Annotated in this window: 13 protein-coding genes; 5 read left to right on the plus strand and 8 right to left on the minus strand. The window is 64.7% G+C overall.

Annotated features, from left to right (window positions below; genetic code table 11):
* Positions 1–38 precede the first annotated feature (38 nt).
* The 4 genes from OG874_RS01070 to OG874_RS01085 all read left to right on the plus strand — a co-directional run bounded on the left by OG874_RS01070 (position 39) and on the right by OG874_RS01085 (position 2,775).
* Positions 39–479 carry a MarR family winged helix-turn-helix transcriptional regulator gene (locus OG874_RS01070; RefSeq protein WP_330253238.1) on the plus strand — a complete coding sequence of 147 codons (441 nt, stop codon included), beginning with the start codon at positions 39–41 and terminating at the stop codon, positions 477–479.
* A 14-nt stretch (positions 480–493) separates the two neighbouring features.
* On the plus strand, positions 494–1,876 hold the full coding sequence (locus OG874_RS01075; RefSeq protein ID WP_330253239.1) for an MFS transporter: 1,383 nt from the start codon (positions 494–496) through the stop codon (positions 1,874–1,876).
* Positions 1,877–1,920: 44 nt separating this feature from the next.
* Positions 1,921–2,502 (plus strand): hydrolase, encoded by a 582-nt coding sequence (locus tag OG874_RS01080; protein ID WP_330253240.1) that lies wholly within the window; start codon positions 1,921–1,923, stop codon positions 2,500–2,502.
* Between the two features lie 63 nt (positions 2,503–2,565).
* The gene (locus OG874_RS01085) at positions 2,566–2,775 is read left to right on the plus strand and encodes a hypothetical protein (RefSeq protein WP_330253241.1); all 210 of its coding nucleotides are present in this window, start codon (positions 2,566–2,568) and stop codon (positions 2,773–2,775) included.
* Positions 2,776–2,803: 28 nt separating this feature from the next.
* Here the strand turns inward: OG874_RS01085 and OG874_RS01090 are convergent, their stop codons facing one another.
* Both OG874_RS01090 and OG874_RS01095 read right to left on the minus strand, forming a co-directional pair.
* Positions 2,804–2,962 (minus strand): hypothetical protein, encoded by a 159-nt coding sequence (locus tag OG874_RS01090; RefSeq protein WP_330253242.1) that lies wholly within the window; start codon positions 2,960–2,962, stop codon positions 2,804–2,806.
* Between the two features lie 675 nt (positions 2,963–3,637).
* On the minus strand, positions 3,638–4,264 hold the full coding sequence (locus OG874_RS01095; protein ID WP_330253243.1) for an isochorismatase family cysteine hydrolase: 627 nt from the start codon (positions 4,262–4,264) through the stop codon (positions 3,638–3,640).
* A gap of 296 nt (positions 4,265–4,560) precedes the next feature.
* On the opposite strand from OG874_RS01095, the gene OG874_RS01100 reads away from it, so the two are divergent.
* A complete protein-coding gene (locus OG874_RS01100; protein WP_330253244.1) occupies positions 4,561–5,577 on the plus strand; it encodes an alcohol dehydrogenase catalytic domain-containing protein in 1,017 nt (338 codons plus the stop codon).
* Between the two features lie 65 nt (positions 5,578–5,642).
* Here OG874_RS01100 and OG874_RS01105 read toward each other — a convergent pair whose 3' ends face one another.
* The 6 genes from OG874_RS01105 to OG874_RS01130 form a co-directional block, all read right to left on the minus strand.
* Positions 5,643–6,902 (minus strand): metallophosphoesterase, encoded by a 1,260-nt coding sequence (locus tag OG874_RS01105; RefSeq protein WP_330253245.1) that lies wholly within the window; start codon positions 6,900–6,902, stop codon positions 5,643–5,645.
* 457 nt (positions 6,903–7,359) lie between these two features.
* Positions 7,360–7,962, minus strand: a complete 603-nt coding sequence (locus tag OG874_RS01110) for a hypothetical protein (protein WP_442943254.1) — start codon at positions 7,960–7,962, stop codon at positions 7,360–7,362.
* 120 nt (positions 7,963–8,082) lie between these two features.
* Complete coding sequence (locus tag OG874_RS01115) at positions 8,083–8,226, minus strand: hypothetical protein (protein ID WP_330253247.1); 144 nt, start codon at positions 8,224–8,226, stop codon at positions 8,083–8,085.
* A 143-nt stretch (positions 8,227–8,369) separates the two neighbouring features.
* Positions 8,370–9,305 (minus strand): phytanoyl-CoA dioxygenase family protein, encoded by a 936-nt coding sequence (locus OG874_RS01120; RefSeq protein WP_330253248.1) that lies wholly within the window; start codon positions 9,303–9,305, stop codon positions 8,370–8,372.
* Between the two features lie 463 nt (positions 9,306–9,768).
* Positions 9,769–10,947 (minus strand): IS701 family transposase, encoded by a 1,179-nt coding sequence (locus OG874_RS01125; RefSeq protein ID WP_442943482.1) that lies wholly within the window; start codon positions 10,945–10,947, stop codon positions 9,769–9,771.
* 74 nt (positions 10,948–11,021) lie between these two features.
* Entirely contained in the window at positions 11,022–11,693 is a 672-nt protein-coding gene (locus OG874_RS01130) for a DsbA family protein (RefSeq protein WP_330253249.1), read from the minus strand.
* Positions 11,694–11,830: the final 137 nt, after the last annotated feature.

An 11,830-nucleotide genomic window follows, 5' to 3' on the forward strand; every position in this document is an offset into this window, starting at 1 on the left:
ACTGTACAGTTTGGACTGCATAAATTAGAGTCGATGGCATGGACGAGAAGATCTCCGAATCCGCCGTCCGAGCCGCCAGTGAGGTGCGGGTCGTCATCGGCAGGTTGCGCCGCCGCCTGCGCGAACTGGCCACCGAAGACGACCTCACCCCGTCGCAGACCGCGGTGCTCAGCCGTTTGGACAAGGACGGCGCGGCATCAACCAGTGATCTGGCGGTCGGAGAGCGGGTGCGCCAGCAGTCGATGGCGATGACCGTCTCGGCGCTGGAGCGCTGCGGTTTCGTCGAGCGCCGTCCGGACCCCGCGGACGGGCGCAGGCAGTTGCTGTCGCTGACCGTCGCGGGACGCGAGCGACTACAGGGTGATCGGCAGGCGCGCCAGGAGTGGTTGGCGCGGACGCTGCAGCGCTGTTGCACCGAGGCGCAACGGCGCACCATCCTCGAAGCGCTCGCGCTGCTCGACGACGTCGCGCAATCGTGACGGCGGTCGAGCAGGTGCGATTATCCACTGGCACACCGGGATTCGACCGCAAGCTGATCGCGCCGATGATCCTCGGTTCGATCCTGAATCCGATCAACTCCTCGATGCTGGCGGTGGCATTGGTGCCCATCGGGAAGGCGTTCGGTGCGCCGCCGTCGGAAACCATCTGGCTGGTTTCCGCGCTGTACCTCGCCACTGCGGTCGGGCAGCCGGTCGTCGGGCGGCTGGTCGACCGATTCGGGCCGCGCGTGCTCTATCTGATCGGCACCGGGCTGGTCGGAGTCGCGGGCGTGCTCGGTGCGCTCGCGCCCGGTCTAGGGGTGCTGGTTCTGTCCAGGGTGCTGCTGGGATTCGGTACCTCGGCCGCGTATCCGGCCTCGATGTTCTTGTTGCGCAGCGAATCCGAGCGCACCGGCTTGCAGAGCCCGGCTGGTGTGCTTGCGATGTTGTCGATCGTCAATCAGGTGATGGTGGTGGTCGGGCCGACGCTGGGCGGCGCGCTGATCGGTGTCGGCGGTTGGCATCTGATCTTCACCATCAATGTGCCGCTGTCGCTGGCCTGCTTGGTGCTCGGGCGGATGAGCTTGCCCAAGTTGGCCGCGTTGCCCGCGGCCGTGCGGGCCGGGCAGGTCGGCGGGGTGGATATCGCGGGCATGGTCTTGTTCGCGGGAGCGCTCGTCTCCTCGATGCTGTTTCTGATGAAACCTGCTGTCGCACATTGGTATCTGCTGGTGATCGCCGGTGTGGTCGGGCTGCTGTTCGTGCTGCGGGAGTTGCGCGCCGCCGCGCCGTTCATCGATCTGCGGGTGCTCGGTGGTAATGCGCCGCTGCTGGCGACCTATGGTCGTCAGGTGCTCGCGTTCGTCACGGTTTATGCCTTCCTCTATGGCTTTACGCAATGGCTGGAGGAGGGGCGGTCGCTGAGCGCGTCGGTGGCCGGGCTGGTGCTGTTGCCGATGTCGTTGAGCGCCATCGCGATTACCGCGATCACCGGACGGCGCAGTCAGGTGCGCGGCAAGCTCATCGCCGGTGCGCTGCTGCAAGTCGCGGCGTGTTCGTGCCTGTTGCTACTCGGTCCGCACACCGGGATCTGGCTGCTCGTGGCGCTCGGCGCGCTGGTCGGCCTGCCACAGGGACTCAACGGCCTGGCCAATCAGAACGCGCTGTACCACCAGGCCGATCCGGCGCGGATGGCCTCCTCCGCCGGATTGCTGCGCACCGGAACGTATCTCGGCGCGCTGATCGCCGCGGCGGCCAATGCCGCGGTGTTCCCGTACGCCGCGGACAGTGCCGGTGTACACGAGTTGGCGGTGCTGCTGCTCGTTGTCTCGGTACTGCTGGTGATCGTTACCCTCGCGGATCGCTCGCTGGCGCGGGTGGGGCGCGACGCGGTCTGAATCTCCTATACCCCCAAGTGAATTCATCTCAGAAAGGCTTGATCATGCCGGTCACCACACTCGACGATCGCACCGCTCTGGTCCTCATCGACCTGCAGCGCGGCGTCGTCGGTATCTCGTGCCAACCACATTCGGCCGCGGCGGTCGTCGAGAACTCCGCCGCGCTCGCCCACGCGTTCCGTGCGCACGGCCTGCCGGTCGTGCTGGTGCGGGTCTCGTTCGCCGCCGATGGCGCCGATCAGCTGAAGGGGCGCAACGAATTTCGGCGCCCAGGTGGCAATCCACCCGAGGGCTGGGACCGGATCGTGGACGAGCTGACCGATCATCCCGAGGACATCCATGTCACCAAGCGCAACTGGGGCGCCTTCTACGGCACCGACCTCGACCTGCAACTGCGCCGCCGCGGCATTACCCAAATCGTGCTCGCCGGGATCGCCACCAGCATCGGCGTCGAATCCACCGCCCGCGCCGCGCACGAACACGGCTATCACGTCACGCTGGCGGCCGACGCCATGACCGATTCCGATGCCGACGCACACCGGCACAGCATCACCAAGATATTTCCGCGCCTCGGCGAGACCGGCAGCACCGCCGAGATCGTCGAGCTACTGGCCGCGACCCGCTGATCAGCGACTTCGCCGGTTGCGAACTTCGCTGACCAGCGGGGCGAACAGGCGCACACTGGCGAGATGATGACCAAGCTGATGCGCGCGATTCGTCGATTGATCGGCCGTGGTGCCGTGCCCGCCGGGGGTGGGCGCGGCCCCGGCGAGGCCGGTGGCGGCGCGGCGGGTGTGCGCGAGCCACGCAGGCCCATACCGCCGGACGACCAGCTGAGCGCCACCAAACGAATCGAGCCGGATCCGCCCACGCTTCGGCTACCGGACGCGCGCCAGTAGCGCGGGACCGGTAGCCATCGACGCGGGTTCAGTCGTGCCCGTGCAGTTCCGGCATGGGCGGTAGCTCGATGGTGTCGGCGATCGGGTCGATGCGCAGTTTGTCCAAGGTTTCGAAGAACGCCTCGGCCGAGCCATACCGCGCGGTGACCTCCTCGAGAAGTCTGTGAGCTGGCGTGTTCGAGTCCATGTGCATATCGTGACTCATGCGGCCGGGTTCGAAACGGTTGTTAGCCAAATATTCGCTATGTGTCTTTATTTTCGATAGCGAATCGACCGTGTGGCCGCCATCTGCACAACGTGCGTTCCGGAAACGCAGGCTGACCTATCCCGATCGTGGTGGTCGGTCGCCGCACGCCCTGCGGCGTTCTCGGCCGCGGGCCGCTTCGCGCTCCCGCCCGGCTGTGGTGTCCTCGCCGGTGGGCTCTAGGACCGCCAGTGGCAACCCCTGAGCCGTTGATCCGGTAGCCCGCACGACCTCCGGCGCGATCCCCGCGTGCTCACTCTGTTCGCGTGGATGATCGCACTCGCACCGGCCTCGTGTACTCAGAGCTTTCTGGGCTTCGCGTACCGGCCGTTGTCCTCGCCATGGAGCGTGGAATTCCACAAGATCGTGGCGTCGCTCGCGCTACCGTTCGGGCCACGGCCTTCCCTCTGACATTGGTGACAACGTCTTACCAATCTCGTTGTCCGGCAGGAGTTTTGGGTCGACCGCTGGACTGATGAATCCGAGGCTGACGAGGTCGGCGATGTCGCGGGCCAGCCGCGCCCGGTCCTCAGGACTCAGCGCGCTCATCCAGGACCATCCGCTTCGGTGTCCACCAAGGCTTGTCGGCTCGTCGCCGGGTGCGGGCAGGGACTGCAACTAGAGAGAAGAGATCGAGCCGATGACTTCATTCGTGGTCACAATGGCATCAGCGTAGTTTGGGATATTGATGTCGATAGCGGCGTGCATTTCCTCATCCGAGTAACTTGCGGTAGCGTCTTTTACCATTGTGACTCCGTAGCCGAGCTCCGCGGCAAAGCGAATGGTTGATTCTATGCAGGTATTGGCTTTGAGTCCGATGACGATGACTTCATGAATGCTATGTTTTTTGAGCTGCACATCCAAATCTGTGTTGGCGAATCCGCTGGAACACCAATGCTCGAGTGCCACGATATCGCCCGGTCGAGGTTGGAATTCGCGGCGGATCTCGCCACCCCACGTGCCGTTTTCGAAGGTCTTTCGCCGCCAAGCCGCCTGCTGCGTGGGGGCGATGTACTTCCAGGTCTCGTAATCTCCGGGCCGGTATCTATGATGCAGCGCATAGAAAACACGAAGTTCCGCCTCGCGTGCAGCATTCAGGACTTGTAACATATGAGGAACGCAATTATTTGCTTCCGCAACATCTCGCACCCGATCCCACAATTTTCCGCCCTCGGAAATGAAATCATTGTACGGATCGATCACCAGAAGTGCAGTGCTCTCCTGGTCATATGTCACTTTTGCCATGCTCTTTCTCCAATCTATAAGGTCTGCTATGCAAGCCCTCGATGGAGCGGTGTGGTCGTGGCGAGTCCGGTGCCGAAGATGATCGAGTAATGCGAGCCAGGAGGGAAGTGAAGCTACGGTCACGCCGGGGACAGATTTTCGCGGTCCGTGAACAATACTGACGGCGATGTAGCGAATTTCTCGCTACCATATAACACGGTGGATCTGGGGTCGGCCAGTGTGTTCGACGGGTGCACCGCCGCGCTGTAGCGCGGCGGTGCACGACCGATGAAACGCCAGCACGGACGGGAGGCGAAGTGTCTACCTATCGCGCGTTCGAGGTAACTGGTGAGCGGCAGTTCCGGCAGGTCGAACGGGAGAGCAGGGAACCGCTGCCTGGTGCGGCGCGGCTGCGGGTACAGGCCTGCGGCGTTTGCCACACCGACGTCAATGCCGTGGAAGGCCTGCGCGCCGACGCGTCGAAACCTCTTGTTCCGGGTCACGAAATCGTCGGCGTCGTCGACGCCGTCGGGCCGGGAGTGACCGCTTGGCGGATCGGCGATCGGGTCGGTGTGGGCTTCCTCAACGGCCCCTGCTACGCGTGTGAGCCGTGCCGCCGCGGCGACTTCGTCAACTGTGCCGATCAGCCGCTGACCGGTACCACCATCGACGGTGGATACGCCGAGGTTGCCTATGCGCGCGCCAGCGGTCTTGTCCGCATCCCCGACAACATGGAGCCGCTCGATGTCGCGCCGCTGCTGTGCGCCGGGCTCACGGTGTACAGCGCGTTGCTGCGTGCAGGCGCCCGGCCTGGCGCCCTGGTCGCCATCCAGGGCATCGGCGGACTGGGCCACCTCGGCATTCAATACGCCGCCACGCTCGGGTACCGAGTCGCGGCCATCGCGCGCGGCAGCGCGAAAGCCGGTCTTGCCACCCAGCTCGGCGCGGACCATTACATCGACAGCGTGGCGACCGATCCCGCCGCCGCGCTGCGCGGCCTCGGCGGCGCGGCAGCCATCGTCGCGACCGCGGCCAACGGTGCTTCGATGTCGCCGCTGGTTGCCGGGTTGGCCCCCAACGGGCGCATGGTCGTTGTCGGCGCAGGCCCGGAGCCCATCGAGACTCCGACCGCAGACCTTATTTTCGGCACCCGCTCCATCGTCGGCTCGCTCACCGGCAGCTCCATCGAGAACGAGGACAACCTTCAGTTGGCGCACCGCCGCGGCATCCGCTCCATGAACGAGGTCATGCCGCTCTCGGAGGCACCGAGGGCGTACGAGCGCATGCTGTCCGGCCAGGCCCGCTTTCGCGTTGTCCTCGACACTCGGGCCTGACACGTTCCGCAGCTGCGCTGCACCCCGATTACCGCGCCAACCTTCCTTGATGAGGCACTACCGGCTCACGCCTGTTTCGACGCGAGCTCGATCACGGTGATGTCGGACGGGGCGCCGACACGGACTGGAGGTCCCCATGCGCCCGCGCCACGGGTGACGTAGAGCTGGGTGTCGCCGTAGCGTTCCAGGCCTGCGACGGTCGGACTGGCAAGGCCCGCAAGGTAATTGCCCGGCCATAACTGACCGCCGTGGGTGTGGCCGGACAGTTGCAGATCGACGCCGAACTCGACCGCGTCGTGGATCTGCACGGGCTGGTGCGCCAGCAGTATCGCGGTACGCGCGAGATCACGGTCTCCGAGCGCCGCGGCGAAATTCGGCCCCTGCCCGAGCCGTACACCCTGAAGATCGTTGACGCCCGCGAGGTCGAAATGTGGCAGTTCGGTGTGGCTGTTCGCCAGCAGATGCAGTCCGAGTTCTTGCACATGCTCGATCCACTGCTCGGCGCCGGAGAAGTATTCGTGGTTGCCGGTGACGAAGTAGGCACCGTGACGGGCGTGTAGCCGCGACAGCGGTTCGACCGCTGAGCGCAGGTGTTCGACGCTGCCGTCGACCAGATCACCCACCACGGCAATGAGATCCGGCTGGGTGCCGTTGATCGTCTCGACCACCCGCTCGGCGAACCCGCGGCCCAGAATCGGACCGAGATGAATATCGCTGACCACGGCGATCCGGAATCCGTGTGCGGCGCGCGGCAGACTGGCCAGCGGCACCGTCAACTGCTTCACCCGCGGGCCGGTCAACACTCCATAGGTGCCATGGCCGACTGTGGTCACCGCCGCCAGTGCCGCCGCACCGCTCACCGCACGAGAAACGAAGAGCCGCCGCGAAACCGGCGCGGGCTGTTGCCGCTGCTCCTGTTCCCGCGTCGCGGCGTCGGATACTTCGGTCGCGGGAACCAGTACGTCCTCGGGGACCATCGTCGCGGGACTGTTCGCGCGGGCGATCCATCGTCGGAAAAGCGGCCGGACCAGCTCACCCACCAGCAGCCACAGCACGAGATAGATCAACAGCGCGCCCCACATGAAGCCGGGCCAGGCGATGATCTGGATGATCAGGAACGGAATCCCAGCCGATTCGGCCACGAACGCACCGATCAACAGCACCGGCCCCGCGAAGACCACCCCGGTACCCACTCGACGGGCGATCGACCCCGGAGCCGTCGTATCCCGCACGAGCCGCCGCCACAGATACCAATGCAGCCCGCCGAACGCCCCCACAACGACGAGTCCCCCGACAACAAACCCCACGGCAACAAGCACCACCACGGCATCACCCTATGTCGAGTCGAAGTTCCACACGCCTGCCTCGCGTGAGATGGCATCGAGCGATCGTCCCGATGTATACCGCTACCGCCCAGCCGATCTCATCCTCTGTCATCGACCAGGCATCGCGTCGCGGCGCCATCCTCGGTTGAACTGCTGCCCGCCGTCCGTCTGAGCCTGCCCAGCCGCATGAATTCCGTGGTGGACCAGCGCTGCGCTGGCATTCGGTCTCCACTGTGTTCAGGAAAACTCTGGTTCCTCCATCCGTGGACCTATGGGGCTGGCAGAGAGCTACAGATCAGACGCAGAGCCAGTTCCGTTCTGATGCTGGGGATCCCACGAGCCAAACTATTGAGACGGTGCACGGTCCGCGGCAGCGTTCGGCTGCTGCGGACCGCACACGACGCCACGCACGGGACCGACGAACATAGGTGGCGTTTGGTTCAGCGTGCGGTGGCGGTCAGCACTGTAGGTCCACATCAGGGGCATTCGCGGCGAAGGATACGTGCACGTGGTCGTAGTGATTTGCGGTCGGGCTCCCATTGTCTTCCATGTACGACCAGCCGTTGCCGTCGTTGTATCGCTGCTGCCAGATCACGTAGGTCACACCGAAACGCTGCTGATTGGCCAGCACGAATTCGGCGATCGCATCGCCGTGTGCGGAATCAGATGTCATCAAATCGACTGCCAGGCCGGCGCCGTGATCGTCGTTGCCACGGCCCAAAGCACCGCCGATGTCGGTGATCCCGAACATCTTTCCGAGGAAGTGGCCCACCTGTGCCACATGCGGTCGGGTGCCGGCGAGTTCGGTCGAACACGGGACGCGTAGGTGTTTGATGTATTCCTCGTCCGACGGTCGTAGTTGCTCGGCCGCAGCTGCCGGTGCCGGCCGTACCGTCGACGGCGCGGCGGCAGGGGCTGCTTGGACCGCGGCATGCTGAGCGGTCGGGCTCGCCACCCACAGCACGACTGCGACAATGGCAGCGATGCCACACGCAGCCACAACCACAGCTAGCGGAGTGCGCTTGCGGCCTACCGGACGTTTGCGGTGTTGACCAGGCATAATGTTGATTACTGGCTATCGTTGGGGACACGTCACCGATACATTACGAAATGATCTCGGAAATGTCACGCAGACGGAGCGGACCCTGCGACCAGCTGTACTGCGCCGACCTCGCATCCGTCAGGCGGCGTCGAGGGCCGCGGTGATCTTGCGGGCCATCGCCAGACGGTTGACGATGTTCGACTTCGAGTGCGCCGCAAGGTTTGTGCGGGCGATGCCGGGGTGGGCGAGCACCGAGCGGACCGGACTGGCGGCGGCCGTCAATGGCTGGGCACGGAAACCTTTCCTGCCAGCGCACCCTGACAAAGGCTGGGCATCCACCCGCCCGGCAGCTGACCGAGGAGTCCGTCCGACCATAGCGGCAGTGGTGTTTCGATCACGGCATTCGGCTCGGCACCATGTGCGGCTCACCGGTGGCGGACATCGGTGTCTCGTTGGGGCGAGCTGGTGGAACGAACGTGGTCGGCCGAATCTGGGGTTTCGAGAAGCCTTTTCGGATGCATGCCGTCGACAGCGCCCATGAATGGCGGGTGGATGCTGTAGCCGAGCATACGGCGGATGTCTTCGGAGACTGTTCGTGCCGTGTTTCGGCTGGTCGACAGTGTGTACGGTTCCTGGGGCCGCAACCAGGGCTCGCAATACTGTGCGGTCACGGCGAGCCGCGGAGTTGTCGTATCGTTCGCGCCGCCACCGTGCCAGAGCGTTCCGAGATAGAACACACACGAGCCCGCGGGCATCTGTGTGACTACCCGGGCATCGGATTCGGCCGGCTGGCGCGCGGAATCCCACTGGTGGCTGCCGGGCAATATCACTGTGCCGCCATTGATATCGGTGAACGGGTCTATTGCCCACATCGTCGCGGCGCTCAGTGGGGGGCGGGGTCTCGGTATCGGATAGAAGCCATCGTCGTGGTGCAGCAGTTGTGCCTGCTCACCGGGGAGGATATTGATCACTTGGAGTTGTGAGAGCAGGTAGTTCGGGAAGAACAGCCGGTCGAGCAGCGCCAGAACGCGAGGATGGTCGAGCAGTCGGTCGCAGGCACGAGTCTTCTCGAGCAGGCTGTACACCCGCTGGGTCCGCTTGCCTTCGAATGTATTACGACCGGTTCGGCCGAGCAGGGCCGTAGTCGCCACGCGTATGCGTTCGCATTCCTCGGGTGTGATCAGGTTCGGCAGAATGGCGTACCCGTCGCGGTCGAGGGCGTTCATATCGGCATCGACCACCGTGGAGTCGACGGTCGCTCCGGCGCTGGCGGTAGCTCGGTGGCGTCCGGCCAGATCGACACGCAGATCGTCCAGCTCGGTAATGATGTCGTCGGCATGCGGCGCATGTTCTCGGTCCATCACTGGCTCCTCGCAGGTCCTCGCGGGTATGGGGGTAATCCTAGCGCCGACCGGACAGGTCGGTCACCGGTGCCGCGGCGACGAAATACCAACTACACCACCATGACTCCGCGTTCGACGGTGTGCGCGTCGCCTGAGTATGTGACGGCGCCCAGCCGTGACGGTGGCGGCCCGCACCCACCCCTCCTACTCCGGCCGTTCAACGGTCCTCGGTTTCATCACCTGACATACCGGCTTCCTGACCGACCATCCGAGCGAGTTGGGCCTGTCTCCCCTGGATGGAGACTCGAGCCGACGCTCCCAGAGCGCCACGAAATCGGGCTGGCGTACTAGCACGACAGTTGTATTTCGTTGTGTCACAGTCGTTGTCGATGGTATCTGGTTTGTCGGACGCGGGTTTGGTGGCGTCGGCGCCAGCGGGAGGCGGCGAGTGCGTGGGTGAGGGTGCGGGCTGGGTGGAGCACTATCGCCAGGAGACGGCGGATTTCGGCGACTGTGATCGGGCCCAGCCCGCGTGGGCTTTTGGGTCGGTGGCGGCGGTGACTGCGAGGAAGGCGTGGGCGAGCATGGCCAGGGTGATGTGGCGGTACCAGGGGTCCCATCGGCGTACCTGGTAGTGGTCGAGGCCGCATTGGTCTTTGGCGGCTTGGAAGCATTCCTCGATCGCCCACCGGGCTCCAGCGACGGCGACGATCTGCTCACGAGTCACGGTGTCGGGGTGAAAGCACAGGTAGTAGGCAATATCGGCGGGGTCCTCGACCGATCGCCGGGCGAGTAGGGTGCGCACGAACCCGGCCGGGAGGTCACCGAAGCCGGGCAGCGTGGCCCACGCGAAGTCGTAGACGCGCTCGCCTCGAACCCCAGGTCCGCACGAAACCCGGTGCCATGCCTCGGCGGGAGCACGGCCGATGAGAGTGTCGACCCGACGACGCCCGTCGATATCGGTGACGGTCTGTTTGACCGGCACCTCGAGGACATAGGACATCCGACGAGCCTCCAGGAATGCCCGGAACTTCCCGTCACGGCCGTAGGCGGAGTCAGCGGCCACCCACCCCGCGACCACCCCGGCCCTCAGTGTCCGCTCGATCATGGCCTCGGCCAGTCGCGGCTTGGTCAAAACACCTTCACTGCAACGCTTTTCGGGTATTCCCGCTTCGCTACAGCGGTCTCGGTCGCTGATCCATGATTCGGGTATATACAGCTCCCGGTCGATCAACGCACGCCCAGCGCGGCCGGAGTAGGCCAAAAACACCCCCAGCTGACTGTTCTCCACCCTGCCCGCGGTGCCGGAATACTGGCGTTGAACCCCGGCCGACTTCGTGCCCTTCTTGACGAACCCGGTCTCATCCGGCACCAGGACACCGTCCGGGCAGGCCAATGACTCGGCCACATACGAGCGCACATGATCACGCAGATCATCAGCACTCCACCTGGACCTGTTCAGGAAATGCTGCAAACCGTCCGGCTCCACCACGCCGGCGGCATCGGCCAACTGCCAGGAGTTCTTGCGCTCCACCGGCGCCAACAACCCCGTCAGATACGCCCGCGCCCACCGCCGCGGCTCAGTCCGATAGAACACCCCCGCTACCCGCGCGAACACCTCATCGAAACCCACTCGCCAAGCCGAAACATCCTCGGCCACAACATCATCCAGCACCCGCGCCAAACTACCCCAGAACCAACTCGCTTGCAGCACAACGAAATACAACTGTCGTGCTAGCGCGCGGCGGCGATGGCCGCGCCGAGTCCGTTGGACAACTGGCTGGAGTCGAGTTTCTTGCCGTTGACGAAGACTGTCGGGGTCGCGTTGACGTCGCCGCTGAGGACCTGCTCGGTCTTGTCACGGAGATAGGTGTCGTATTTGCGGTCAGTAATGCATTGGGCGACAGACGGGTCGGTGTAGCCCGCACTCTTGGCGATCTCGATGAGTTTGCTATCCGGCAGGCCACTACCACCCTCGGCGGGCTGCTGTTCGAACATCGCGGCGAACCAGCCCTGGTATTTCGAATGGTCTTGTCCAGCAACGCAATACGATGCGTTCGCGGCGCGCGAGGAGTACTGGGTGCTGGAGGTGCGATCCAGAAATGAGATGACGTCGTACTCGATTGCCGTGCCGTTCCCGGCGGCGTCTTCGAGCACCTTGGCGTTGCGTTTCTCGAATTGTTTACATGCGGGGCATTGCAGGTCCGCGACCACGCGAACGACGACCTTCGCATTCGAATCGCCGACGCGGACCGCGCCGGCGGCGGTGACGCCGGCCGGAGTCGTGCCCGAGCTCGCGGTCACCGCCGTGGCGACACCCGAAATGACGTTCGTGCGACTCTTCTGCACCACAACGACGCCGACCACGCCAACGACAGCGAACAGCAGCGCGGCGACTACCGCCACAATGACAACAGTCCGGTTGGTGGACTGGGGCGCCGCTGGCGGACCTGGCCACCCACCCTGAGGGGTGCTCACGTAGCTTCACCATGCTTTCATTCGCCGAACAGTTCCGCCCCGCACGATAGCGGTTGCCGAACCCG

This window comes from Nocardia sp. NBC_00565, from assembly GCF_036345915.1.
Lineage (GTDB): Bacteria > Actinomycetota > Actinomycetes > Mycobacteriales > Mycobacteriaceae > Nocardia.

Bases quoted from the DNA above. Each gene is read 5' to 3' on its own strand.
- OG874_RS01070 (WP_330253238.1), top strand. From the start codon at position 39: ATGGACGAGAAGATCTCCGAATCCGCCGTCCGAGCCGCCAGTGAGGTG.
- OG874_RS01110 (WP_442943254.1), bottom strand. From the start codon at position 7,962: ATGCCTGGTCAACACCGCAAACGTCCGGTAGGCCGCAAGCGCACTCCG.
- OG874_RS01095 (WP_330253243.1), bottom strand. From the start codon at position 4,264: ATGGCAAAAGTGACATATGACCAGGAGAGCACTGCACTTCTGGTGATC.
- OG874_RS01085 (WP_330253241.1), top strand. From the start codon at position 2,566: ATGATGACCAAGCTGATGCGCGCGATTCGTCGATTGATCGGCCGTGGT.
- OG874_RS01080 (WP_330253240.1), top strand. From the start codon at position 1,921: ATGCCGGTCACCACACTCGACGATCGCACCGCTCTGGTCCTCATCGAC.
- OG874_RS01090 (WP_330253242.1), bottom strand. From the start codon at position 2,962: ATGGACTCGAACACGCCAGCTCACAGACTTCTCGAGGAGGTCACCGCG.
- OG874_RS01120 (WP_330253248.1), bottom strand. From the start codon at position 9,305: ATGGACCGAGAACATGCGCCGCATGCCGACGACATCATTACCGAGCTG.